This window comes from Herminiimonas sp. (assembly GCF_030645555.1).
Lineage (GTDB): Bacteria > Pseudomonadota > Gammaproteobacteria > Burkholderiales > Burkholderiaceae_D > Oxalicibacterium.
Window position 1 is genome coordinate 1 of the sequence record NZ_JAUSME010000212.1, and the last position, 23570, is coordinate 23570.

The following is a 23570-nucleotide window of genomic DNA, read 5'->3' on the forward strand; positions in this document are numbered from 1 at the left end:
GGCGTGCATCGCCTGTACCAGATGCACAAGGAAGGCAAGCTGGCTTTCCCGGCGATCAACGTCAACGATTCCGTCACCAAATCCAAGTTCGACAATCTGTACGGCTGCCGCGAATCGCTGGTCGATGGCATCAAGCGCGCAACCGACGTGATGATCGCCGGCAAAGTCGCAGTCATCGCCGGTTACGGCGACGTGGGCAAAGGTTCGGCACAGGCGATGCGTGCCCTGTCGGCACAAGTCTGGGTCACCGAAATCGATCCTATCTGTGCATTGCAGGCAGCGATGGAAGGTTATCGCGTCGTGACTATGGATTACGCAGTCGCACACGGCGATATTTTCGTGACCTGTACCGGCAACTATCATGTGATCACGCATGAGCACATGAAGAAGATGAAGGATCAGGCTATCGTCTGCAACATCGGTCACTTCGACAATGAAATCGAAGTCGCTGCATTGAAACAGTACGAGTGGGACAACATCAAGCCGCAAGTCGATCACGTGATCGTCCCGGACGGCAAGCGCATCATCCTGCTGGCTGAAGGCCGCCTGGTCAACCTCGGTTGCGGTACTGGCCATCCTTCGTACGTGATGAGTTCTTCATTTGCCAATCAAACGATAGCGCAGATCGAATTGTATGCAAACACGAAAAATTATCCAGTCGGCGTCTACACCTTGCCTAAGCACCTGGATGAAAAAGTCGCGCTGCTGCAATTGAGAAAACTCAATGCGCAATTGACGACTTTGACCGATGAACAAGCCGATTACATCGGTGTGCAAAAAGTCGGTCCGTACAAGCCTGAGCACTATCGTTACTAAGCACTAAGTCATTGCAGTAGCAGTCGTTTCATTGCGGTTGCCAGAGTCGCTCCATCCCTCACAGGCGATGGGGCGACGATTTCCTGATGTTCTTTTTGAGAGACGGAGAAATCATGTACTTATTGTTAATCTGGGCGATCAATGCAGCGGCTTTGTTTGCGCTTCCTTTCCTGATGACGTCGATACGGGTCGATAGCGCAGGCGCAGCCATCATAGGTGCGCTGGTGCTGGGCCTGGTCAATACCCTGATACGTCCTGTACTGGTATTGCTGACGCTCCCGGTCACGTTGCTGACGCTGGGTTTGTTTATCCTGGTGATCAATGCCTTGATGTTCTGGGCGGCGGCGCAACTGGTGGATGGATTTCATGTCGCCGGTTTCTGGTCGGCCATGGGCGGGGCTATCCTGTACAGCATCATTTCGTGGATATTGTCCGCACTATTACTACAAGCAAAATGAAACAACAGAATTTCAGCATAGAGTTTTTTCCACCCAAGACAGCGGTCGGCGTGGAAAAGCTGCGCGTGACCTGTGCCAGGCTGGCCGAACTGAACCCGAAATATTTTTCAGTCACGTTCGGCGCGGGTGGTTCGACACAGCATGGCACACTGGATACGGTACTCGAGATACGCAATGCCGGGCACGAAGCGGCGCCGCACCTGTCCTGCCTGGGCAGTTCGCGCGACAGCTTGCGTGCGATCTTGAATGAATTCAAATCGCACGGCATCAAGCGCATCGTTGCCTTGCGCGGCGATCTGCCCAGCGGCTACGGCGCGATGGATATGTCGTCCAGCGAATTTCATCACGCCAATGAACTGGTCGAATTCATACGCGCCGAAACCGGCGACTGGTTCCATATCGAAGTTGCTGCCTACCCGGAAATGCATCCGCAAGCCAGGTCGCCGCAGGATGATGTCGCCAATTTTGTGCGCAAGGTCAAGGCCGGCGCCGATTCGGCGATCACCCAGTATTTCTACAATGCTGATGCTTATTTCCGGTTTGTCGACGACGTACGCAAGGCTGGTGCCGATGTGCCGGTGACTGCAGGCGTGATGCCTATCACCAACTATACGCAACTGATGCGCTTCTCCGATATGTGCGGCGCGGAAATCCCGCGCTGGATACGCCTCAAGCTGGCCAGCTATAACGACGATGCCGATTCGATACGTGCATTCGGGCTCGATGTCGTCACCGACCTGTGCGAGCGCTTGCTGGCTGGCGGCGCGCCGGGCCTGCATTTCTATACGCTGAATCAGGCTGCTGCCACGCATGCGATCTGGAGCCGCCTGAATCTGTCGCAGAAGTAATCAGACGCAGCATAAAAAACGCCGCTGATGCGGCGTTTTTTTATGCCTGTATTTTGCCCCTGATCAGGGCAAGGTTTGTTCTTCCGTCATCACCACGTCCAGCGCGATGTCATACGGATCTGCCGCAAAGGTGGTTTCCGTTATCGCATAGGCGACACCTATGCTGTAGGGCCGCGGCGCCAATGCCAGCGTACGGTCATAAAAACCGCCGCCATAACCGAGCCTGAATCGCTCCCGGCTGAAGCCGACGCAGGGTATCAGCAAGGCTTGCGGTTGCAGTTCGGGCTCTGACCTCGCAGGAATTGCAGAGCCGAACCTGTCGCTGGTCAGGGGATCGCCAGGCGTCCAGGCCACGAACTTTAACGGTGCATCGTCACTCACAACCACAGGCAAAGCCAGTTGCACGCCCTGCGCGACCAGCACTGCATAGATGCCTTGCAGATCCGGTTCGCCGCGCATCGGCCAATACACGCCCAGCGTGGGTGTGCGTGCGACCGCCCACCATTCCAGTATCTTTATGGCAATCTGGTGATCGTACAGCGGGCGCTGATCGGCCGTGATCGCACTGCGCAATGCGAGTAATGTGGCGCGTAATTCAGCTTTGTTTTGCATGGATGCGGTCATGAGTTCGAGGTAAGCGCGTGCTATTCTAGTTATGGTTGTTGTCGAGTATAAGCAGGATCAAAAAAAGGGTCACGGAATTCATGTTTTCGCATAGATTATTTGTTCGAATATTATTGCTTGCAGTTTCTGCAGTGCTCTTGCTGCCGGCAGCCCATGCGCAAAAACGCGTGCCCGGCTTTGCGGCCGATGACGATATTTTTCTGACCTTGCGCAATGCGTCGCGGCGCAACGATGTAGCGACAGCCGGCGAGATCGCCGCCAATCTGCGCGACTATCCTATTCCGTCCTACGTTGAATATTATCAGTTGAAGCCGCGCATCAAGGATGCACCTGCGACCGAGATACTGGCGTTCCTGACGCGCTATAACGGCACCGCGATTGCCGATCGCCTGCGCAACGACTGGCTGCTTGAGCTTGGCCGTCGGCGCGACTGGGTCACGTTCGATGAGCAATATCCGCAATTCCAGTTGAACGATGACACGCAATTGAAATGCTATGCCTTGATGTGGAAGGCGTTGAAGGGCGTCCATGTCGCCGACGAAACGCGCGCACTGCTCAATGTGCCGAAGGATTTTGGCGAAGGCTGCGTGGCACTGGTGACGACGCTGTTGCAGGTGCATCAATTCGATACCGACGATCTGTGGGCGCAAATCCGGCTCGCGGCAGAAACCGGTTCGACAGATTATGTACGCCGTTTTGTGCCCCTGTCGGGCATAGACGACGGCTCGCTGGTCACCGCGATGGAAAAACCGGCCTTGATCATTGCGCGCGGCGTCGGTTTCCGCCGCGTTCGGCATGAAGTCTTTGTGGTTGCGCTCGGGCGCATCGCCAAAAGCAATCCGGCACAGGCTGCCGATGTACTGTCGCACAACACCCTGCTGCTGAACAAGAAGCAGGAAGCGCTGGGCTGGGCGCAGATCGCCTTGCAGGCTTCGATGAAGCTGGCGCCGGAAGCGCCTGAGTACTGGCGGAAGGCCGGCAACGCGCCGCTGTCGCTGGAAGGCCATCAATGGAAAGTGCGCGCCGCCTTGCGCGCAGGCGACTGGAAGCTGGTGAAGGCCGGCATAGAAGCGATGCCGGCATCGCTGCGCGACGACGCGACATGGACCTACTGGCTCGCGCGTGCCTTGCGCGAAGAGGGCAAGACGGATCTGGCCAATGCGCGCTTCCAGTCCATCGCGCCGCAAACCAGTTTCTATGGCCAGCTGGCGCTCGAAGAGCTGGGGCAGAAAATCACCATCCCGCCACGCGCTGCCGCTGCCACCGAAGAAGAAATTGCCGCCATGAGCAGCAACGCCGGCTTCCGGCGCGCCTTCAAGTTTTTTGATCTGGATATGCGCTTTGAAGGATATCGCGAATGGAACTGGGAATTGCGCAAGATGACGGACCGGCAGCTGCTGGCCGCGGCTGAATTTGCCCGTCGCAGCGAGGTGCTAGATCGCATGGTCAATACCTCGGATCGCACCAAAACCGAATTCGATTTCACGCAGCGCTTCCCTACGCCGTATCGCGACATCATGCGCGCCACCACGCAAAGACAGGGGATGGAAATGGCCTGGGTCTATGGCTTGATCCGCCAGGAATCGCGTTTCATCATGAATGCGCGCTCGCACGTAGGCGCATCGGGCTTGATGCAATTGATGCCGGCGACTGCACGCTATGTCGCAAAGAAAATCGGCTTGAATGATTTCACGCATAACCAGGTCAATGAAATTGAAACCAATATCCTGCTCGGCACCAGTTATCTGAACATGGTGTTGAGCGATCTGGAAGGTTCGCAGGCGATGGCAACCGCAGCCTACAATGCCGGCCCGGGGCGCCCGCGCGCCTGGCGCTCGACATTGACGCGGCAGGTCGAAGGTGCGATCTTTGCCGAGTCGATCCCGTTTTCGGAAACCCGCGATTACGTGAAAAAAGTATTATCGAACGCGACTTATTATGCGGCGATGTTTGAAGGCAAGCCGCAATCGCTGAAGGCGCGCCTGGGCAGTGTTGCGCCAGCCTCTTTTGTGCCGACTGAATTGCCGTAACAAATGGAGCCTTGCGGCATCAGTTGCACGCCGTAACGTCATCAGCCATGGAATATTTTTTTCTCGACGGGATGTATGCAAACCACGGAACTCGATTCTGCCCTTACGCAAGCGCTGGACCACGCTGAAAAAAACGGTTTGAAGCTGGTAATCGCCAACAAGAATTACTCTTCGTGGTCGATGCGTCCATGGGTTGCGATGACGGCATTCAATATCCCGTTCCAGGAAATCTCCTTGCTGCTGGCGCGCGCGGATACCACGGCGCAGATTGCGCATTATTCAGCGGCCGGACGCGTGCCGATACTGATCGCAGGCGAGACGACGGTCTGGGATTCGCTGGCCATTTGCGAATATCTGGCTGAACAGTTTCCCGAAAAGAAAATGTGGCCGGAAGATGTGGCGGCGCGTGCGATGGCACGTGCGATATGCGCGGAAATGCATTCCGGCTTTACCGGCGTGCGCTCGGCGATGTGGATGAATATACGCGCCAGGTTTCCCGGCAAGGGACGCACGATAGATGCGCAGGCCGACATTGGCCGCATCAGCGAGATATGGGAAACCTGCTTCGCACTATCCGGTCCGAGCAAATTCCTGTTCGGCGAATTCTCGATTGCCGATGCCTACTTTGCACCCGTCGTGATGCGTTTTCGTACCTATGAAGTGGTGCTGGGTCCTGCACTCGATGCCTATGTCGAACGCGTGGCCGCGCATCCTGCCGTGGCGCAATGGATCAGCGGCGCGCTGGCGGAAACCGACCGCATAGAAAAATACGACGTATATCCTGAATGAGCGACGCGGACTGAGCCGATAGATCCATGCAGACAGAATTTTTCCTGAAATGAAAACCTATATAGTCGGCGGCGCGGTGCGCGATGAATTGCTCGGCGTGCCGGTCAAGGATCGCGATTATGTGGTGGTCGGCGCGACTCCGGCGCAAATGGTCGCGCAGGGCTATACGCCGGTCGGCAAGGATTTCCCGGTTTTCCTCCATCCTGTTACGCACGACGAATACGCGCTGGCGCGTACCGAGCGCAAGACGGCGCCCGGTTACAAGGGCTTCGTGTTCCATACCGATGCAGAAGTGACGCTGGAAGAGGATTTGATCCGGCGCGACCTGACCATCAATGCGATGGCCAAGGATGCCGATGGAACCATCGTCGATCCGTTTGGCGGACGGCGGGATATCGAACAAAGAATTTTTCGCCATGTATCGCCTACCTTTGCCGAGGATCCGGTGCGCATCCTGCGGCTGGCACGCTTTGCTGCGCGCTTTCCGCAATTTTCGGTGGCGCCAGAAACCAATGCATTGATGCAGGCCATGGTGCAGGCAGGTGAGGTCGATGCGCTGGTGCCGGAGCGCGTGTGGCAGGAACTGGCGCGCGGCTTGATGGAGGTCAGGCCATCGCGGATGTTTGAGGTCTTGCGCAACTGCGCTGCATTGAACCGGATACTGCCGGAGCTGGATGTGCTGTGGGGTGTGCCGCAACCGGAGCAGTATCATCCGGAAATCGATACCGGCGTGCATGTGATGCTGGTGCTCGATTGCGCCGCGCAACAGGCTCACAGCTTGCCGATACGCTGCGCCGCGCTGTTGCACGATCTCGGCAAGGGGCTGACCCCGCCCGAACTATGGCCGCGTCATCATGGGCATGAAATGCATGGCGAGCAGCTGGTTGCTGCAGTGTGCAAGCGCCTGAAGATACCGAATGAGTGTCGCGACCTGGCCTTGATGACGGCGCGCGAGCATGGCAATATCGGTCGCGCGCTGGAATTGCGCGCTGCGACCATCGTGAGTTTGTTCGAGCGTTGTGATGCGCTGCGCAAACCGCAACGCTTCATCGACATGCTGCGTGCAGTGGAGTGCGACCATCGCGGCCGTCCCGGCTTTGCCGATACCCCGTTTCCGCAAGCCGCTTATCTGCAATCGGCATTGGCTGCCGCACAAACAGTCAGTGGCGGTGTCGTCGCGGGGGCAACGCAGCAGCGTTATCCGGATCAGCCTGCACGCATTCCGCTGGCGATACGCGAGGCGCGTATACAGGCGGTGGCGGCTGCAATAGCCGGGGCGCAGGCTGGCGACTGATCGTATCCGTGAGTCGCGTCCGGTTTTCAGCGGATGCAATTAACGGATGAAGCGTCCATCCTTGCTGATCATCGTCAGTTCGACAAATTCGCTGCCGGTGTGATCGTTCGCCGTATAGCTGATCATCAAGCCGCCAAGATCAAATTTCTGCATCGATTCAAGTGCGCGCACGAAACCCTCGCGGGTCAGGTTGCGGCCTGCGCGTTTCAAGCCTTCGACCAGTACCTTGGCCGCGACAAAGCCTTCCATCGCCGCGTACGATACGGTGGTGTTGCTGGCTTTTGCAATGGCCATGAATTCCTTGCCCAGCCCAGTCGTCATCGAATTGGGCGCCGGCGTGATTTGCGACACGATGATGCCGGTGCCTGCAGCTCCCAGGTCCTGCACGAACGATTGCGATGAATTGTTCGACAGCGTCATGATCTGCACCATGCTGCCTTTTTCGCGTATCGCCTTGATGACGGCTACCGTGTTGGCAGAAGAGCTGACGATGATCAAGGCATTCGGGTTGGCCTTGACGATCGCATCGGCCGTCGCAGCATAATCCGGCTTGACGCGCGGGAAGGAGGTAATGGTGGCAGGTATCATGCTGCGCTCATTCATCGCGCTGACGAAACCGGCCAGACCATCCTTGCCAAAGCTATCGTCTACATGCAGCAAACCTATTTTGGTGGCGCCGATAGTCGTGAAATGCTCCACCCCTTTTCTTACTTCATCCTGATACTTTGCGCGCACATTGAACAGCAGCGGATGGACCGGTGCATGAAACACGGTGGCGCCGGTGCTGGGTGCAATCAGAGGGATTTTGTTGGCGCTCAATATGGGCGTAATGGCTTCCGTGAGCGGCGTGCCGCGATTCTGGAACAAGGCAAATACATGTTCTTTCTTGATCAGCAACTCGGCATTCACGGCCGCCAGTTTGGCATCGAATTTATCGTCCAGCGTGAGTAATTCGATCTTGCGACCGTTGACGCCACCACGGCTGTTAACGCTGGCGATATAGGCGTTGGCGCCTTCATTCATTTCTTTTACTGGTGCCGCGATCGTGCCTGTCAGACCGACCGTCTGGCCTATCACTATCTTGTTATCTGTTACGCCATCTTCTGCATACACGTGGCAAGAGAAGTGGATGAGTACCAAGCCGACAATAAATGTACGTAAAAAATCAAGCATGTTGTGCTCCCCGGGCGGCCATCTGCGCAGCGCTGCGTTTTCGGCTCGATTATTGTGATGAGGGCTCAGAATGCCATAGTCGGGGTTGCCGCAATGGTTTTTCAGGCGATGGTTTTTGATCGAAAGTGTTTTTCTGATAACACAAAAAAGCCGGGCGCATCGAAATGTTGTGCGCGACAAGGAAGGGACGGCAGGCCTGCTCCCCGTCTGTCGTGGTGGCTATGCGGGCGGGGGAAGCCTGTCCCCAGCATGTCTTCGGCAGATGGCGTCGCGCGACAATTCCATGCCCGCAGTTGGTTGTGGAAATGCAACGTCAACAAGCGGGGCGGCCATCATTGCGCTGGAATTTGCGTCGCGATATGCCTATTCGTCATAAGCATCGACGAAAGCCTTCGTTTGCAAGACAGCCTGCGATGCGTAATCTGACCTGCCAGCCATGAAGATAGTCTAAGTGACAGAAGTACAGCACATCGGTCGATGGAGGTTAGTGATGGATTTACTGGATGCCGTCACTGCGGCATCGGCTGCCGCAGTGGTGTTCGCTGCGCTGATGTATCGCCTGTAATGCGTCGGGCGCGCGAGACAGGTTTTCGCAACAGGGTTTACAGTTTGGGGATATGCAGGGTCTTGCTGATCATCAGCGTGCCGGACAAGACGAACAGCAATGCCAGCGGATGCAAGGCCCACGGGCCCAGCATCCATACATCGCCATAAATCGCGGTGCCGGTCAGGCCCTGCGATGCCAGCCATGCCAGTACGCCGGTAATCAGTACGCTGGTCGGTATCGGCGTGCCTTCGAAGTAAGCGACCTTATCGGCGCCTTCAGACAAGGTTTCTGCAGTAACGTTGTAGCGCGCCAGGCGGCTCACGCCGCAGCAGACGAAATAAATCATCGCGACCCAATCCCAGACGCCAGTCAAGCCCGCCGCAAAGCCTAGCGTTGCCGGTGCCAGGCCGAAGGAAATGATATCGGCCAGCGAATCCAGTTCCCGCCCCATCGCGGAATGCTGGCGACGCCAGCGTGCAATGCGGCCATCAAGGACATCGAATATGAATGCGGTCGGTGCCATTGCAGCGGCTGCATAGAAATGCGTGAGCGAGTGGCTGCTCATGTACAGCATCGCAAAAAACACCGCGGCGACACCGCAGGCAGCATTGCCGAGCGTAAAGAAATCAGCGAGATGAAAGCCGCGCAACATGGAAAAATGTTTGCGAGGCTGGTTGGGTGAGCGCATTGCCTACTCTCTTTTGAATAATGTTGGGACAGACTGCCAGTAGTATCGGCAGTTTTCTTGCTCGACAGCTTAAGATCTCTGGCCGGCAAGTATCGCATCGTTTCCAGTGTCGTGTGGAAAAACAGTCATAGTCACGATGGCTGAAAAATAGCATTTATTTTGCATGTTGCGGCAATATAATTTCACTGCTGCATAAGCCGGTTAGCGTACATACAAGCATGCAGGCTCACTGCAGACTGTTTTTTTATTTCCCTCTATGGAGACCGATATGCTATTTGCTCAAGGCTCAATTTGCAATGCAAGAAAATACGTGCTGGGTTTGTCACTCCTTGCAGCCGGCGTGTCATTTGCTCCGGGCGCTGCGTTTGCCGCAGATGCCAGCGCCAGTACCTATCAGCAAGAACGCGCAGCCTGTCTGAGTGGCCAGTCCCATCAGGATCGCGAGACTTGCTTGAAGGAAGCTGCCGCTGCGCGTGGGGAAGCCAGACGCGGTAATTTGAATGGTGGTACGACTTCGTACGAGCAGAACGCGGTAACGCGCTGCAATGCATTGCCGGTGGCAGACCGTCCGGATTGTGTGCGGCGCGTAACCGGTGGTGGTACGGTGTCGGGCAGCGTGGAAAGTGGCGGCGTCTATCGTGAAACCACGACCACCATCGTTGCGCCGCCAGCAGCACCGGCAGCGCCTGGATCAGAGTACCAGCCTATGCCTATGCCCATGCATGAACGCATGCATGAGCGCAGGTATGCACCAAGCCCGGGCAATTGATATTGTCTGAGCGTCTTGCGGAGGTGCGCCAGTGAAGCTCCTGGCGTACTGAGCGATTACCTTGCTTGTTCCTGACAAGACGGGCGCCAGTTTTACCGTCCCATGAAGCCTGCATATCCGCGTGCCCGCAATTCGCACGCAGGACATTTCCCGCAACCATAGCCCCAATCATGCAAGGTACCGCGCTCGCCGAGATAGCAGGTGTGCGTTCCGCTGCGTATCAAATCAAGCAAGGCCGTTCCGCCCAGATCCTGCGCCATTTTCCATGTGGCTGCCTTGTCTATCCACATCAATGGTGTTTCGACCTTGAGGCGCGTCGCCATGCCCAGATTGAGCGTGACCTGCAAGGCTTTCATCGTATCGTCGCGGCAATCCGGGTAACCGGAAAAATCGGTTTCGCACATGCCGCCGACCAGCACGTTCAAGCCGCGGCGATACGCCACGGTAGCCGCGACTGTCATGAATAGCAGATTGCGGCCGGGAACGAAGGTGTTGGGCAGGCCGTTTTCCAGCATCGCTATTTCGACATTGCTGGTCAGTGCAGTATCGGAAATTTTTGCAAGGAGCGACAGATCTATCATGTGATCTTCGCCCAGCCGGCGATCCGATGCCGGCGACATGGTGCGCAAGGCATGCAAGATCGATGGACGCACCGTCAACTCGATCGCATGACGCTGGCCATAGTCGAAGCCTATGGTTTCCACCCTGTCATACCGTGCTAGCGCCCATGCCAAACAGGTAGTGGAATCTTGGCCGCCGCTGAAGAGTACCAGTGCGCTATCTGCAGAATTCATGTGGTCCTTGGTGAACAAAATTGGTGACGGCATTCAGGGTCGCTGCATGCCGTCGCAGGGCAGAATTATATGCGCAGCAATGTGAGCAGTATCGGCATCGCGATTTTTCTATCAGGATTGCGGCGTGACCTTGGCCACTGTCTGTTCTATGAAGTCGCCTTCCGGCTCGGTAAAGCGCAGCCGTACCGGATACCATTCCATCGCCGGTGCAAACCAGATATCGATTTTCTGTTCCTTGCCGCCATCCTTGATGAGCTTGCTGATTTTCACTGTCTTGATGCTGCCCAGGGCCGTCTTGATGGTTTCAGGCTTGCCGATTTTGAATGCCCATGGATCCACATCTTTTTGCCCGGCCACGACCATCGGGATGGTGGCACCCTGCTTGAATTTCTTCGGTGTGCTGCGTGCCATCGTCGCCAATTGCCATATGACGCTGTTGCGATCCTGTTCGCCGCCCTTGATGGCGTAGCTGACGTCGGATGCGCTGAAGGTGATGGTGCGCGCTTCGCGATTAAACGTGGCGGTCGTGGGATTCTTGCGGAAGCGTTTCTCGGTTGATGTGTGCGGTGCGAGGCCGGAGGCATCGATCGCGCCTGTGCTTTTTGCTTCCAGGATTTTCCCCAGCAGCATGGCGCGTGTTTCAGTGCTGATCGAATAGTGATCCTTGCTGTTTTCCCACTGTAGTACTGCGGTGCCGTGCAGCGGCAGGCCGCGCTGATTTGCCACTATCGTATAGTCCAGCTGGGCGGAAGGCGGCGGGTTAATGGCCGCTGGCGCCGGCGTTTGCGCGAAGGCAGCGCCATGCGCTGCGCTCACTGCGCATGCAAGCAGCAGGCTGGAAAAATAGCGGGGAAGAATACGTTTCATGGGTTTACCAAATTGTAAGTGGTTGAAAATATCAGACTAGGGCGTGGGAGAAACGTTCAGGCTGGTCAGCGACATGTCGAGGTAATCGCCATTCGGTTCCGTATACCGCAATCGTACCGGATACCAGGACTGTTCAGGTGCAAGCCAGATATCCAGTTTCTGATCGTAAGAGCCGCTACGCGGCGCGCGCGCGACATGCCATGCGCGCGTGGTGTTGCCGTCGATGGTGATTTCTTCCTGGCCGATGATCATGATTTGCCAGGTTTCTGCATTGCGGGTGCCGGCCACGAACAGCTTGATGCTGGTGCCGGGTACAAATTTTTCGCTATCTCCGCGCCCTATGCCGGCCAGTTGCCAAATGATGCTGGCCCTATCCTGTTCGCCGCCTGTGCGTGGATACGTTAGCTCGGAGGATGAAAAACTGATCGTATTGCGCTCGCGATGGAAATGGGTATTGGTTTCCGCCTTGCGGAAGCGTTTTTCGCTATACAGCTCCGGCACTATGCCGGTGTCTTCTAGCGTGCCGGCGCTCTGAAAGCGCAAGGCGGTAATGAAGAGCACGCCAAAGTCGCCATCCACGGTGTATCTGCTGCCATCCGTGTGCCAGCGTATGGTGCCGCTGCCATACATGGGCGCGCCATCCCTGGGGATTTTCTGTACGTCGTATTTCAAATCGGCTGACGGCGGCAAATCGATGTTGTAGCGCACGGCGGCTTGATCGTCCGCCAGTGCTGCCGCATCTGGCGTTGCGGGTCCGGCATCTGCTGCCAGGTCACTGCCGGCGACATCGCCTGTCTGCGTATCCGTCGTCGCCGCTTCGATACTGGCAACGGCAGATGATGGCGCAGACGGGGCTGCCATGCGCGGTGGTGCCGGGCGCGCATGGCGTTTGGGTGGCTGGACGGCGGCCTTGATGACGGGTTTGGGTAGCGGTGGCGCTTCCAGTATGGCGACGCTTACGGTCGGGTTTTCCGGCGCATGCATGGCAGGGAGGCCCAGGTATCCGCTGCTCCAGTTGATCACCAGCAGGTGCAGGAGTGCCGACGCGATCAGCACGCATAGCCAGCGCAAGGATATGCGCGAGCGGCAGGGGCGGTGTTCGGCTGGGCGGGAATCCATCGTCATGCTGACAGTGTAAACGCAAGGCCCGGACTTGAGTGCGCCGGCATCACATCGATAGAAAACGCGGGCATCAAATCATTCTCTGCTAAGCTTGAACCGCTGGCGATGCTGCTTTGCCCCGCCTGATTTTTTCTGTGCTGTTTTTGCCATGCATCGTTTCGGAGGTTCATCGTGACACAACCCAACATGCCCAATCTTCCCGGCTTCGATGCCATGGCCGATACGCTGGAATTCGTCAAGAACATGTGGGGCGGCATGCAGGCGCCGACCGGCATACCCGGCATGGTCATGCCTACGCTTTCGGTGGAAGAAATCAACAAGCAGATAGCCGACCTGAAGGCAGTCGAATCGTGGTTGAACGTGAACATGAACATGTTGCGTGGCACGATACAGGCGCTGGAAGTGCAGAGCGCAACACTCTCTACCTTGCATGCAATGGGGCAGACATTCGGTGCCGACATGCCGCAGGGCGCCAATACGGCGCCGAACAAGGCGGATGCTGCTGCGGCACCCCATGCTTCAGCAGCGGCTTTTGCACAGAAGCCGGCCTCCGCAGCAGATCCTTTGCTGGCAACTGCAGCGGCCGGTACGCCCGAAGCCTGGTGGAATATGCTGCAGGCGCAATTCAATCAAGCTGTCAGCAGCGTGATGGCGGAAGAAAAACCGGCAGCACCGAAAAAAGAAAAACCGGCCGCGCGCGCTGCCCGGGCGCCATCTGCGGCAGCGAAAAAAACTGCCGCCAAATCAGGCGCAAAGCCGCGTAAAAAAAGCGCGCCGTCCGGCAAGCCCTAAGAGACTTGTTTCAAGCCGCCGGTTTTTCTGGCGCGGCAGGCTGGGCCGACGCCACGCGCAAATACTGTGCGACCCACAGCGTGAGCGCCCCGCAGCCAACCGCGATATAGCCCACCGTGTCGTAATGCGCTATCTGTCCAGCAGGCGTGCGGGTAATGAGCCAGCCTGCCAGCAGCGCCGCCAGTCCGGACGACAGCATCTGCACCGAAGACACCAGGCTCATGAAGGTGCCGCGCACATGCGGCGCCGGCACTGCGCTGACCATCGCCATGCCCGGCACCATGCGGCCTGGCACGAGTATGAAAAACAGTGTCGAATTAATCAGCACCAGCCACCATGCAACCGGCACCAGATGCGTTGTGATCAGCAGCGGGATGAAGGATGCCAGCGCCACGCGCCGAAACACTTTTAGCTTGCCATGCTTGTCCGCCATCCGGCCTATCAATTGCGATGTGAAGAAGGTCGCCGCACCGCCGCACAGATAGATCACCGTGATGAATGATTCCGGCATGCCGACATTAGTCGTCAGATAGAGTGGGATAAACGGGATCACGGTAAAGCCAGCCATCATCAGCAAGGAAATAAATGCAAATGCGCTCAAGTGAGCAGGCTCCTTGGCTACTACATAAATTTGCTGGAAGATATTGCCAATTCGTTTGGCGCCCAGGTGGGTGGTCAGGCTGGGTAACAGGCGATATGAAATAAGCCAGAATACAGTTGCCAGCAGCACGATGAAAAAGAACGGTGCGCGCCAGCCCAGCGCAGGCAAATACGTAGCCAGCAGCAAACCGAGCGGTACGCCCGCCACTGTAGAAATGGAAAATGCTGCCATCACCATGCCGAGAGCCTTGCCGCGTCGCTCGAATGGCACCACGTCTGCCACCATGGTCTGCACCAGCGCGCCCAGAATGCCACCGAACGCGCCAGCCAGCGCCCGTGCAATCAACAGGGATGGATAATTCGGCGCCAGGCCGCAACAAAGCGTCGCGATGATGAACAAGGCATACAGCGCCAGCATCAACTTGCGCCGGTCAAAACGATCGATATACGTGGCGGCGAGCAAGCTCGAAATGGCGGCGGTAAACGTATATGAGGACAGCAATAAACCAAACTGGTGCGTATCTATCTGCAAGACCCGTGTCAATTGCGGACCCAGTGGCATCATGATCATGAAATCCAGGATGTGCGTGAACTGTATGCCGGCCAGCGCGAGCAAAAACAGGAATTCATTCCTGATGACGGGAGGGGATGAAGGGGAGTGCAAAGATGGTCTGCCGGTTGGGATGTTGATGGATAAATCAAGCTTGCTGATCGTCGCGCAACAAAAAATCTGTCCGGACGGCCGCATAGACCTGTATCCGCCAGTCTAGCGGTTTTCAGTCGATGGCGTTGGCGGCGCGGATAATGCTGCGGTAGTCAAGCTGGGCAAGCGGGTGTATCGTTTGACGAGATGGCGCGTCGCTTTTGCGGATAGGACGCTGTAATCAGTGATGCAATAGCTATCCAGTTGCAGAACGCTTTCATGGCCGCCAGCTTGCTTGGCGTTGCAGCCAGAAGGAAGCCTGGGCATAGAGCAAGGATCATCGTCGTCAATTAACCATGGCAAAAAAATCGTTTCCACTATCGAAGGTCTATGCGCTGCTTGAACCGGGGCCGGTGGTCTTGCTGACGACTGCCAGTGCTGTGCAGGCGAACGTCATGACGATGTCTTGGCATTCGATGCTTGAGTTCGAGCCGCCGCTGGTCGGCTGCGTCATCAGCAATCGTAATTATTCATATGGCTTGCTGGAAGCGTCCGGCGAATGCGTCATCAATATCCCGACTGTGGATATCGCCAAGAAGGTCGTGAGTTGCGGCAATGCCAGTGGCCTGAAGCTGGACAAGTTCAAGAAATTCGGGCTTACGAAAAGCCCAGCAAAATACGTAGCTGCTCCGCTGATAGATGAATGCTATGCCAGCCTTGAATGCCGCGTTGTCGATACGGGCATGGTGGTCAAGTACGGTTTCTTTGTACTTGAGGTCGTGCAGGCATGGGTAGATACTGCGATCAAGCATCCGCAGACCATACATCACCTGGGGTACGGCAACTTCATGGTGGCAGGAGCAACCATCAAGCTGCGCTCCAGGATGAGATAGCAGTGCGCCGTGAGAATTAAAGCAGGCATTAAAGCTGAGCCGGCATCGGTGTCCTATTTTGAAGCATCTAAAATTTAGTCGATGTCGGACCTTCACATTTGCAAGGGAGAGTGAGCATGCCCCAAGCCCCTGATTACCAGGCGATGCTGCAAACCGCCGTCGATGAAGCCCGCCTGGGTTTGTCGGAGGGCGGGATACCTATCGGTGCAGCACTCTTCAAACGCAGCGGCGAACTTCTCGGCTCCGGGCACAATCGCCGGGTTCAGGAAAATGATCCATCGGTACATGCCGAGACCGATGCCTTCCGCAAGGCAGGGCGGCAAAAGAGTTACCGCGACACGGTGATGGTGACGACGCTGGCGCCTTGCTGGTATTGCTGTGGGCTGGTCCGTCAATTCCAGATCGGGACGGTCGTCGTCGGAGAGTCGCTTAACTTTGCGGGCGGGCTGGAGTGGCTGCGCGAAAACGGGGTCGAAGTCATCGATCTCGGATCGCAGGAATGCGTACACATGCTGGCCGATTACATACGCAGCAATCCTGCCGTATGGAATGAAGATATCGGGCAGGAATAAGCGGGTGGTTCAACTGCCGTCAAGCTGGCGGCGGCCGTGTTAGCTCACACGCATTTTCAGCTATTAAGCGAATTCCCCCGATTATCAATATGCTGCATGAAGTCAGGATCCAAGTTGTCTTGCAGCGCTTATCGATAATATGCCATTCTGTAATGGTGGCAATATAATCAAGCTTTTGCGATCAGATGGGGACCGATGACAACACATGAATGGCTGAAAGAGATCGCCGAAAACCTGCAGCCCGGTAACGGGAAGCTCTTGCCGGCGACCTTGCCGGAAGCAATCATGGATGCCTGGGAACTCGTGGCGCGCGTAGTCGGGATTTCGCCTGATGAGCTGGTTAAACCTGTTGCTGCGCATTTCAATTTGCCTGTCGCGAGGCTGCGCACGCAGGAAACCAATCCTGCCAGCCTGCTGCCATTTCGCCTGGCGATGCAATTCAACGTGTTACCCCTTGCTCTGGAAGGTAACACCTTGCACATCGCTACCAGCGATCCAACGGATGACGCTGCGCTGGATCAACTTCACCGCGCTGCCAACCATCATATCGTACTGGAAATCCAGTCGCCGCAATGGGTGGAGCAGGCAGTCGCGCGTACTTACGCGGCCATAGCAAACCGCGAGGCTGAACACTCGATTCAATTGGATGCGCCGCCTGAAGAAGATGCAAAGCTCGATCCGGCGATCCACTTTGCGCATCAGCTGTTGCGCAAGGCCCTGGAGCAGCGGGCGTCTGATATTCATTTTCAGCCTTATCTGGGGGGCTACCTCGTGCGACTGCGCGTGGATGGGGTGCTGGTGCGCCTGACTACCTTGCCCAAGGCGCTGGGAGAGCAACTGGTCCGTCACTTCAAAGGGGTGGGTGGGATGGATATCAGCAATGCGCTGCATCCGCACGATGGCCACGCCAGCGTGTTCCTGCTCGGACGCCGGGTCGACTTGCGGCTATCCACCGTGCCCAATACCCATGGCGAACGACTGGTAGTGCGTCTGCTGGACCAGAGCAAGGTGTTTTCGCTGAACAAGCTGGGTTACTCACCGGTGCGTATTCAAACCCTGCGTCGACTGGCCCGGCTGGACTCGGGCCTGATCCTGTTCGTGGGTCCTACAGGCTGTGGCAAGACCACCGCACTGTACGGCATGATGTCATCACTAAACAACATGACGCGCTCGATTGCTACCCTGGAGGACCCGGTGGAATATGATGTTCCCGGCTTGTCACAAGTGAGCATCAGCCATGAACAGGGCATGACTTTTGCCAGCGCGATGCGCGCCCAGTTGCGACAGGATCCGGACATCCTGCTGGTCGGAGAAATCCGCGATGAGGAAACTGCCCAGGCAGCGGCGCGGGCTGCACTCACCGGCCACCTCGTACTCTCGACCCTGCATTCTGCCAGTGCGCGCTTTGCAGTACCGCGCCTGATGGATCTGGGGCTTTCCGCACCAGTGCTGGGAGAAATTCTCAAGGCCGTGGTGGCGCAGCGTCTGGTGCGCAGGTTTTGCCCTCACTGCAGCCATCCAGTCACGCTGCCGTACACGCAGGCAGAGCAGTTATTCTTTGATATAACTTATGAAGCGCCCGCCAAGCGCGCCGCAGGGTGCGCAGCCTGCCTGTTTACCGGTTACCTGGGCGTTATACCCATCGTGGAGATTTATCGCCCTAGTCCGGATGAGCGCGCCCAACTGCTCGGCGGGAACCCTCCGGCGGAGTTGTGGGTAGCCGACCAGCCTCGCAGTGAAGCCGGCAATCCGGATGATTTGGGTATGGAACTCCAGCTGAGGGATTTCGTGATCTCCGGTCTTACCTCGGCTGAAGAAGCTGGCCGCACCCTGGGCAGCGGCTTCTGGCAGGTCCTGGCAAGACATTACAAGAACATGGGGTGGGGCGAGAGCGATATCAGTGACCTGGCGCTATCGGCGCGCAGCGATGAAGAAATCGGGGTGGTGGTGCTGGGCAGGAATCTTGCCTTGGCGACTGATCTGAATCAGGCCCTGGCCGGCAGCGGATTCCGCGCAGCATTCGCCGGCATGCGGCCTGTAGGTAAAGCGATGGATTTTGATTATCTGGGGGGGTTACACAAGTTTCACCCGAACATAGGCGTGATGCTGGTGGATCTTGAAGGTAACGATATGGACATCATCGAGAATTTGAAAATGATGCGGGCTGATTTTGCCTGGAGCGGTATCCCGGTCGTGTTACTGATGCCGGCGGAGTCCATCATACTGTCAGATCAACTCCGCTTGCGCATGGGCAAGCGCCTGATGCAAAAACCGGTGGCGGTACAGGATATTGCAAAGGTGATCCGTGCGATGGGCGGTCATGAACTATGAAGTTCATATGAGGTAAATTCGATCGGTATTCCAGCGGGTGCAGGGTGGGTACTGGAAGTGCGCGGCACTTGATAATTTGAGCAAGAAAAACGAGGTCGATAGGATGCAGGCGATGGTGATAAGGGTATTAAACGTAGTGGCAGTCATCGGGGGGCGACGATGATCTGGTTCTTCTCTTATGTGGTGGCGGGCGCAGTCGTCGGTATTTTGGCGGGTTTGCTGGGGATAGGCGGCGGCATGACGCTGGTGCCGGTGATCGCAGCCTTGTTTGCGGCACAGCATTTTGCACCTGATCACGTGGTGCACATGGCGCTGGCGACATGCATGGCATCGATCGCATTCACATCCGGTTCCAGCGTGCGCGAACATCTGAAGTTCGATGGCGTCGACTTCAGCATCTTCAAGCGGATGACACCGGGTTTGGTGGTCGGCAGCCTGCTCGCCACTTCGGTTTCAGCCTGGATACCGCAGCGGCATCTGGCCTTGAGCTTTGCCGTCATTGTGTTCTTCGGCGCGACGCAAATCATGCTGAATAAAAAACCGAAATCGGCGCGCCCGCTGCCGTCTGCCGGGCCATTGTTTTGCGTTGGGCTGGTGATAGGCGTGATCAGCGGATTGGTATCTGCCGGCGGTGCCTTCCTGACGATCCCCTTCATGCTGTGGTGCGGCGTGCCGATGAGGAAAACCATAGGGACCGGTGCCTTGATGGGGATACCACTGGCCATCGTCGGCACTATTGGTTACATCATTTCGGGTTGGAGCGTGCCGGGCTTGCCTGAGTATACGGCCGGCTTTGTTTCGCTGATCGCGGTGGCAGGCATAGTGTGCGGCAGTGTGTTTACCGCGCCTATAGGCGCGCGCTGGGCGCATCGATTGCCGGTGCAGACCTTGAAGCGCATCTTTGCCGGCCTGCTGTACGTGCTGGCAGCCAAGATGCTGTGGACGTATTGGTAAGCTATTGCATATCGCAGGCCTGGTTCAGGCCTGCGACCTGGTCGATCAGTTTTTGCGTGAAAACTTTTCTGCCAGCTGGCTCAGTTTTTCAGCGCGCTGCAGCTCTGCTTCTGCCACCTGTTTTTGTGCTGCCTCAGCCTTGCGCTGGGTTTCTTCGACCTGGCGTTGCGCCTTGCGCTGTTCTGCATTCTTTTTAAAGCGTTCTTTCAGCGTCGTGGTCGCATGGGCGCGATGCACGTCGGTGACTTCATCTGCGTTCGAGCCATCCAGATTGAAACGCACGGTGGCTTTTTCCATACCCTTCAGATAGCGCAGTGAATTCGTGTGTATGCCGAGCGCGGTACGCAGCGCCTTGCGGCTGACGTCCGGGCTTTGCGCGATCAATTGCTTGTCTATGCCGATTGCCAATGGCAGGAACTCGCCAAACACGGTGAATTTTTCCTGGAGTTCCTTGAGCAGGATGCGCGCGGATTGAAATGGGTTTGGAGTGGCTTCAGTAGTCGTCATGAACAGCAGTCAAGCAATGGTGATCTAGGGTCCGCAGGATATCACGATGGCGCCTCATTGCCAGCAATTGCCCGCTTTTTATCGCGCTGTAAGACGAAGGATGTCGTCGCAGCGTGTACAGTATGGCCATGAATCACTTATTCAACGACGAGATGTAATGATGCACGAAGAAGGCGAAAAAAATCAGGATGAGCCGGTTGAGCGGCCATGGATAGTTTTAAAAACCACCTACGATGTGGAGGCGTGGATAGATCATCAAAATCGCGCCATCCAGCAATTAATCAACAGCAGCAAGGCCAGCGGCTGGGGGATTTGTTTCAGCCTGGGTGAGGGCGGCGATATTTTCATGCATACGACGTCGGAAGGCGATGTGCTGCTGGATGTCACGCCCGAGGCGGAGTGGGTCACGCCGCTGATCGCTGCGGCGACGCAAGTCGATGTGCCGGCTACGCAAATCTGGGCCTTGCCGGGAGACCGGTTAACGCAACTGGTGCTGGGATTGAGCAGCCTGATTGCCAGCACCAGACTGGTGCTTGATCACAGTTTCAACCTCAAGCACAAGTTCAAGCGACACTAGCACCATCATGTATGGCGGTGGCCGGCATGCTTGGAAGCTCAAGCAAGTATAAAAAGGGCGTAAAAAAGGGCGAACCAGCCATGCTGGTTCGCCCTTCAAATTGGTGCAACTAGTATCGATCAGCAATCAGTGATCGACCTTCGTATTACGCCGCCGCAGCTTTGTGGTGACGTTTGCCCATGTAAGTGCCAACTATCACAACACCTGCAGCCAGAACCAGGCCTGGAATGCTCATGTGGCCATGGCCGAACAGGGACAGTTCGTGATGCGGGATGTTGGCTTCTATCCATGGTGTGACGGATACGTCCGAGAACAGCATTTCGCCAGCCAGGTAACCCAGCAAGGCAGCGCCCAGGGTGATGATGATAGGGAATCTTTCCATCAATTTCAGTACCAGTGCGCTACCGAATACGATCAGTGGAACGCTGATGGCCAAGCCGATGACCAGCAATACAACGCTGCCATTGGCTGCCGCAGCAACGCCGAGCACGTTATCGAGACTCATGACCAGATCGGCGATCAATATGGTCTTGATGGCACCCCACAGGTTGGAATGGCCTTCTATGTTTTCTTCGCCACCATCTTCAGCCAGCAATTGCACGCCGATGTAAAACAGCAAGACTGCGCCGATCAGTTTCAGGTAAGGCAGTGTCAATAATTGCAGTGCGAAAATAGTCAGGACAATACGCAGGATAATTGCTGCTGCGCTACCCCAGATGACGGCCATTTTCTTTTGTTTAGGTGGCAGCGATTTTGCCGCCAGTGCGATGACCACTGCGTTATCGCCGGACAGCACGATGTTGATCAGGATGATGTTGCCGAGTGCGGCCCAAAATGCCGGGGTTGCTAATAAGTCCATGTCTTCCTCAAGTGTATTAAATTAACGTGGCGGTCGGATTTCGACCATGTTGTTGTCGATTATCAGAAAAACCTGAAAAATCCTTTTTGGCCACTACCTGTTAACGTGCGTGACATTTCGCTTGAAACGGAATGCCTGTGGCGGTAGGCAAAGCCAACACAAAAAAACGCTGGAGTGCTTGGATTGCCTAGGCTACGTAACTGCGATGTGCAGCCGCAGATTAGCGCTGAGGAACTTAATTAGATGTGAAAAATACGTTAAAATTTCGTTAAAGTTATCTAAAAATCAATTCGGAAATTACTACCAATTTCGGGATTATTTCCTACGTTTAATTTTGCGCCCAGATATTCGCAAATCCGCACGACCAGAGCGAGGCCCAGGCCGGTGCCGGCAGAGCCTATCAAGGGCTGGGACGAGGCCCGGTTTTGCAGGCGCGCCTGTATCGGTTCCGGCACGCCAGGCCCGCTATCTTCGACGATGACTGAGTGCGCTCCCATTTTCACGGTGACGTAACCTTGTTCCGTATATTGGCAGGCGTTGCGTATCAGGTTGCCGATGGCTGCCGTGAGTAATTCCTTCGGGGCTGCCACCAGAAAATCTTCACCTTCTTCGAAATCCAGAACGACGGGTTTTCCTTCCAGGAAATGTTTGCAGCGCGCGATTTCTTCGCGTATCACGCTGGTAACCGAGGTTTGCGGTCGATTGATCTTGTCCGGCGCGCGCGCCAGCAACAGCAGGATAGCGACACAGTCAGTCGCCTCAAGTGCGGCGCGCAGTATGCGTTGGGCCGGTGCATGCAGTGCCGGCTGCTCCGCAGTTTGCGCGACCATCAATTCCGCTGCGCCTATGATGACGGTCAAGGGCGTGCGCAACTCATGGCTGACATCGCCGGTAAAGAAGCGTTCGCGCGCCAGGAATTGCTTGAGCTCGGTGCTGTGTGCGGCGAACGATCGTGCCAGTACGCCCAGTTCATCCTGGCTGCCCATAAGCGGCAATTCGGCGTTGCTGCTTTTATCCATGACTGCCGCCGCCAGTTCGACGATGGGATCGACAAAGCCGCGCGCGATAAAGCTGCCGAGAAACAGCGACAGGGCAACGAAGCCGAGAAACCCGGCCATCAGCATGGCGTAAATCACATGTTCGATGTTTTTATAATCGCTGGCCCGATCAACCACCACATAGGTGCCGGCGTCGTCTTCCCCGACCAGCAGGTGTACCGTTTGTCCTTCGAAGGTTTTTTTTGCGACGCCGGGTGGCAAGTCGCGCAATTCGGATGGGATGGAATCGCTGTGATAAAAACTGACGTCGGATGGCATTTCCACCGGCATGCCGACCGCGTGGCGCGGTGATGCCCATGTGGCGATGCTGCGCAAATGTTCATCGACCAGCAAATCTTCCGTTCCTTCAATGGCAACGGCTGCCACGATGCCGAGGAAAGTGCAGACTGCCAGCGCGAAAAAAAGATAGGCGACAACGATGCGTCGCCGCAGCGAACTAGGCCGTTTCATCCGAGCCTACCAGACGGTAGCCTATGCCCTGAACCGTGCGCAGCATGGCAAACGGATGGGCTTTGTCCAGCGCCTGCCGCAGTGCGTGTATGTGCGTGCGCAAGGCATCGCTGTCGGGTGGATGATCGCCCCATACTTCAAGTTCCAGCGTTTCCCGCGAGACGACCTTGGGTGCTTCCTTCATCAGGCAGGTCAGGATCTTGAATCCTGTCTTGGTCAGTGAAATCGGCAGGCCGGCCCGTTTGACTTGATAGGTAGAGGTATCAAACACCAGGTCGCCGACGCTCAGGAAATTGGTGCCCTGGTTCTTGCCGCGCGCGCGGCGCACCAGCGCCTTCAGCCGGACTTCGACTTCCAGCAATGAAAACGGCTTGACCAGATAATCGTCGGCGCCGCTGTCAAAGCCGGCGACCTTGTCGTCCAGCGTATCGCGCGCGGTCAGCATCAGCACTGGCGTATCGTTCTGCAATTCGTCGCGCATCTTGCGGCACAGGGTCAGTCCGTCGATGCCGGGC

The 23570-nt window shown here is 56.5% G+C and carries 24 protein-coding genes; 13 read left to right on the forward strand and 11 right to left on the reverse strand.

What is annotated here, in order from left to right; translation table 11 throughout:
* The 3 genes from Q7T06_RS08200 to metF all read left to right on the forward strand — a co-directional run.
* Positions 1-816 (forward strand): adenosylhomocysteinase (locus Q7T06_RS08200; protein ID WP_304783233.1); only part of this gene is annotated, 816 nt, incomplete at its 5' end.
* A 113-nt stretch (positions 817-929) separates the two neighbouring features.
* The gene (locus tag Q7T06_RS08205) at positions 930-1274 is read left to right on the forward strand and encodes a phage holin family protein (protein WP_304783236.1); all 345 of its coding nucleotides are present in this window, start codon (positions 930-932) and stop codon (positions 1272-1274) included.
* Positions 1271-2122 (forward strand): methylenetetrahydrofolate reductase [NAD(P)H], encoded by an 852-nt coding sequence (gene metF, locus Q7T06_RS08210; protein ID WP_304783239.1) that lies wholly within the window; start codon positions 1271-1273, stop codon positions 2120-2122. The genes Q7T06_RS08205 and metF overlap by 4 nt, the downstream gene beginning before the upstream one ends.
* 63 nt (positions 2123-2185) lie before the next feature.
* Here the strand turns inward: metF and Q7T06_RS08215 are convergent, their stop codons facing one another.
* Positions 2186-2734 (reverse strand): 5-formyltetrahydrofolate cyclo-ligase, encoded by a 549-nt coding sequence (locus Q7T06_RS08215; protein ID WP_304783243.1) that lies wholly within the window; start codon positions 2732-2734, stop codon positions 2186-2188.
* Positions 2735-2826: 92 nt separating this feature from the next.
* Here Q7T06_RS08215 and Q7T06_RS08220 point away from each other — a divergent pair, with 92 nt between their 5' ends.
* The 3 genes from Q7T06_RS08220 (at position 2827) to Q7T06_RS08230 (ending at position 6859) form a co-directional block, all read left to right on the forward strand.
* Positions 2827-4776 (forward strand): lytic transglycosylase domain-containing protein, encoded by a 1950-nt coding sequence (locus Q7T06_RS08220; protein WP_304783245.1) that lies wholly within the window; start codon positions 2827-2829, stop codon positions 4774-4776.
* Between the two features lie 75 nt (positions 4777-4851).
* Positions 4852-5565 (forward strand): glutathione S-transferase family protein, encoded by a 714-nt coding sequence (locus tag Q7T06_RS08225; RefSeq protein WP_304783249.1) that lies wholly within the window; start codon positions 4852-4854, stop codon positions 5563-5565.
* Positions 5566-5614: 49 nt separating this feature from the next.
* Positions 5615-6859, forward strand: a complete 1245-nt coding sequence (locus Q7T06_RS08230) for a multifunctional CCA addition/repair protein (RefSeq protein ID WP_304783252.1) — start codon at positions 5615-5617, stop codon at positions 6857-6859.
* Positions 6860-6898: 39 nt separating this feature from the next.
* Here Q7T06_RS08230 and Q7T06_RS08235 read toward each other — a convergent pair whose 3' ends face one another.
* Together Q7T06_RS08235 and Q7T06_RS08240 are read right to left on the reverse strand one after the other, a co-directional pair.
* Positions 6899-8032 carry an ABC transporter substrate-binding protein gene (locus tag Q7T06_RS08235; RefSeq protein WP_304783255.1) on the reverse strand — a complete coding sequence of 378 codons (1134 nt, stop codon included), beginning with the start codon at positions 8030-8032 and terminating at the stop codon, positions 6899-6901.
* Positions 8033-8634: 602 nt separating this feature from the next.
* Positions 8635-9267, reverse strand: a complete 633-nt coding sequence (locus Q7T06_RS08240) for a phosphatidylcholine/phosphatidylserine synthase (RefSeq protein WP_304783258.1) — start codon at positions 9265-9267, stop codon at positions 8635-8637.
* Positions 9268-9535: 268 nt separating this feature from the next.
* Between Q7T06_RS08240 and Q7T06_RS08245 the strand changes: the two genes are divergently transcribed.
* The gene (locus Q7T06_RS08245; protein ID WP_304783261.1) at positions 9536-10036 is read left to right on the forward strand and encodes a hypothetical protein; all 501 of its coding nucleotides are present in this window, start codon (positions 9536-9538) and stop codon (positions 10034-10036) included.
* 92 nt (positions 10037-10128) lie between these two features.
* Here the strand turns inward: Q7T06_RS08245 and queC are convergent, their stop codons facing one another.
* The 3 genes from queC to Q7T06_RS08260 all read right to left on the reverse strand — a co-directional run bounded on the left by queC (position 10129) and on the right by Q7T06_RS08260 (position 12822).
* Positions 10129-10830, reverse strand: coding sequence for a 7-cyano-7-deazaguanine synthase QueC (queC, locus tag Q7T06_RS08250; protein WP_304783265.1), 702 nt, complete (start codon positions 10828-10830; stop codon positions 10129-10131).
* A gap of 111 nt (positions 10831-10941) precedes the next feature.
* Positions 10942-11697, reverse strand: coding sequence for a DUF3108 domain-containing protein (locus Q7T06_RS08255; RefSeq protein WP_304783268.1), 756 nt, complete (start codon positions 11695-11697; stop codon positions 10942-10944).
* A 36-nt stretch (positions 11698-11733) separates the two neighbouring features.
* The gene (locus tag Q7T06_RS08260; protein WP_304783271.1) at positions 11734-12822 is read right to left on the reverse strand and encodes a DUF3108 domain-containing protein; all 1089 of its coding nucleotides are present in this window, start codon (positions 12820-12822) and stop codon (positions 11734-11736) included.
* Between the two features lie 168 nt (positions 12823-12990).
* On the opposite strand from Q7T06_RS08260, the gene Q7T06_RS08265 reads away from it, so the two are divergent.
* Positions 12991-13611, forward strand: coding sequence for a PhaM family polyhydroxyalkanoate granule multifunctional regulatory protein (locus tag Q7T06_RS08265; RefSeq protein WP_304783274.1), 621 nt, complete (start codon positions 12991-12993; stop codon positions 13609-13611).
* A 10-nt stretch (positions 13612-13621) separates the two neighbouring features.
* Here the strand turns inward: Q7T06_RS08265 and Q7T06_RS08270 are convergent, their stop codons facing one another.
* A complete protein-coding gene (locus Q7T06_RS08270) occupies positions 13622-14875 on the reverse strand; it encodes an MFS transporter (RefSeq protein ID WP_304783277.1) in 1254 nt (417 codons plus the stop codon).
* Between the two features lie 335 nt (positions 14876-15210).
* On the opposite strand from Q7T06_RS08270, the gene Q7T06_RS08275 reads away from it, so the two are divergent.
* The 4 genes from Q7T06_RS08275 to Q7T06_RS08290 all read left to right on the forward strand — a co-directional run bounded on the left by Q7T06_RS08275 (position 15211) and on the right by Q7T06_RS08290 (position 19604).
* Positions 15211-15747, forward strand: coding sequence for a flavin reductase family protein (locus Q7T06_RS08275; RefSeq protein WP_304783281.1), 537 nt, complete (start codon positions 15211-15213; stop codon positions 15745-15747).
* A gap of 116 nt (positions 15748-15863) precedes the next feature.
* Complete coding sequence (locus tag Q7T06_RS08280) at positions 15864-16319, forward strand: nucleoside deaminase (RefSeq protein ID WP_304783285.1); 456 nt, start codon at positions 15864-15866, stop codon at positions 16317-16319.
* A gap of 195 nt (positions 16320-16514) precedes the next feature.
* Positions 16515-18650: a GspE/PulE family protein gene (locus Q7T06_RS08285; protein ID WP_304783289.1), complete on the forward strand. Its 2136-nt coding sequence runs from the start codon at positions 16515-16517 to the stop codon at positions 18648-18650.
* A gap of 159 nt (positions 18651-18809) precedes the next feature.
* Positions 18810-19604, forward strand: coding sequence for a sulfite exporter TauE/SafE family protein (locus Q7T06_RS08290; RefSeq protein ID WP_304783292.1), 795 nt, complete (start codon positions 18810-18812; stop codon positions 19602-19604).
* A gap of 45 nt (positions 19605-19649) precedes the next feature.
* Here Q7T06_RS08290 and Q7T06_RS08295 read toward each other — a convergent pair whose 3' ends face one another.
* Positions 19650-20111 carry a ProQ/FINO family protein gene (locus Q7T06_RS08295; protein ID WP_304783295.1) on the reverse strand — a complete coding sequence of 154 codons (462 nt, stop codon included), beginning with the start codon at positions 20109-20111 and terminating at the stop codon, positions 19650-19652.
* A 157-nt stretch (positions 20112-20268) separates the two neighbouring features.
* On the opposite strand from Q7T06_RS08295, the gene Q7T06_RS08300 reads away from it, so the two are divergent.
* Positions 20269-20688 carry a hypothetical protein gene (locus tag Q7T06_RS08300; protein ID WP_304783298.1) on the forward strand — a complete coding sequence of 140 codons (420 nt, stop codon included), beginning with the start codon at positions 20269-20271 and terminating at the stop codon, positions 20686-20688.
* Positions 20689-20833: 145 nt separating this feature from the next.
* Here the strand turns inward: Q7T06_RS08300 and Q7T06_RS08305 are convergent, their stop codons facing one another.
* The 3 genes from Q7T06_RS08305 to Q7T06_RS08315 all read right to left on the reverse strand — a co-directional run.
* A complete protein-coding gene (locus Q7T06_RS08305; protein WP_304783303.1) occupies positions 20834-21547 on the reverse strand; it encodes a TerC family protein in 714 nt (237 codons plus the stop codon).
* Between the two features lie 278 nt (positions 21548-21825).
* Entirely contained in the window at positions 21826-23055 is a 1230-nt protein-coding gene (locus Q7T06_RS08310; protein ID WP_304783306.1) for a HAMP domain-containing sensor histidine kinase, read from the reverse strand.
* On the reverse strand, positions 23042-23570 hold a 529-nt coding region (locus Q7T06_RS08315), incomplete at its 5' end, for a response regulator transcription factor (protein ID WP_304783309.1). The genes Q7T06_RS08310 and Q7T06_RS08315, both read right to left, overlap by 14 nt.

What these genes read in the sequence shown, in the direction of transcription:
- metF (WP_304783239.1), top strand. Translation starts at nt 1,271, where the DNA reads ATGAAACAACAGAATTTCAGCATAGAGTTTTTTCCACCCAAGACAGCG.
- Q7T06_RS08300 (WP_304783298.1), top strand. Translation starts at nt 20,269, where the DNA reads ATGATGCACGAAGAAGGCGAAAAAAATCAGGATGAGCCGGTTGAGCGG.
- Q7T06_RS08255 (WP_304783268.1), bottom strand. Translation starts at nt 11,697, where the DNA reads ATGAAACGTATTCTTCCCCGCTATTTTTCCAGCCTGCTGCTTGCATGC.
- Q7T06_RS08275 (WP_304783281.1), top strand. Translation starts at nt 15,211, where the DNA reads ATGGCAAAAAAATCGTTTCCACTATCGAAGGTCTATGCGCTGCTTGAA.
- Q7T06_RS08295 (WP_304783295.1), bottom strand. Translation starts at nt 20,111, where the DNA reads ATGACGACTACTGAAGCCACTCCAAACCCATTTCAATCCGCGCGCATC.
- Q7T06_RS08310 (WP_304783306.1), bottom strand. Translation starts at nt 23,055, where the DNA reads ATGAAACGGCCTAGTTCGCTGCGGCGACGCATCGTTGTCGCCTATCTT.
- Q7T06_RS08240 (WP_304783258.1), bottom strand. Translation starts at nt 9,267, where the DNA reads ATGCGCTCACCCAACCAGCCTCGCAAACATTTTTCCATGTTGCGCGGC.
- queC (WP_304783265.1), bottom strand. Translation starts at nt 10,830, where the DNA reads ATGAATTCTGCAGATAGCGCACTGGTACTCTTCAGCGGCGGCCAAGAT.
- Q7T06_RS08220 (WP_304783245.1), top strand. Translation starts at nt 2,827, where the DNA reads ATGTTTTCGCATAGATTATTTGTTCGAATATTATTGCTTGCAGTTTCT.
- Q7T06_RS08260 (WP_304783271.1), bottom strand. Translation starts at nt 12,822, where the DNA reads ATGACGATGGATTCCCGCCCAGCCGAACACCGCCCCTGCCGCTCGCGC.
- Q7T06_RS08305 (WP_304783303.1), bottom strand. Translation starts at nt 21,547, where the DNA reads ATGGACTTATTAGCAACCCCGGCATTTTGGGCCGCACTCGGCAACATC.
- Q7T06_RS08215 (WP_304783243.1), bottom strand. Translation starts at nt 2,734, where the DNA reads ATGCAAAACAAAGCTGAATTACGCGCCACATTACTCGCATTGCGCAGT.
- Q7T06_RS08230 (WP_304783252.1), top strand. Translation starts at nt 5,615, where the DNA reads ATGAAAACCTATATAGTCGGCGGCGCGGTGCGCGATGAATTGCTCGGC.
- Q7T06_RS08280 (WP_304783285.1), top strand. Translation starts at nt 15,864, where the DNA reads ATGCCCCAAGCCCCTGATTACCAGGCGATGCTGCAAACCGCCGTCGAT.
- Q7T06_RS08205 (WP_304783236.1), top strand. Translation starts at nt 930, where the DNA reads ATGTACTTATTGTTAATCTGGGCGATCAATGCAGCGGCTTTGTTTGCG.
- Q7T06_RS08245 (WP_304783261.1), top strand. Translation starts at nt 9,536, where the DNA reads ATGCTATTTGCTCAAGGCTCAATTTGCAATGCAAGAAAATACGTGCTG.
- Q7T06_RS08290 (WP_304783292.1), top strand. Translation starts at nt 18,810, where the DNA reads ATGATCTGGTTCTTCTCTTATGTGGTGGCGGGCGCAGTCGTCGGTATT.
- Q7T06_RS08235 (WP_304783255.1), bottom strand. Translation starts at nt 8,032, where the DNA reads ATGCTTGATTTTTTACGTACATTTATTGTCGGCTTGGTACTCATCCAC.
- Q7T06_RS08225 (WP_304783249.1), top strand. Translation starts at nt 4,852, where the DNA reads ATGCAAACCACGGAACTCGATTCTGCCCTTACGCAAGCGCTGGACCAC.
- Q7T06_RS08285 (WP_304783289.1), top strand. Translation starts at nt 16,515, where the DNA reads ATGACAACACATGAATGGCTGAAAGAGATCGCCGAAAACCTGCAGCCC.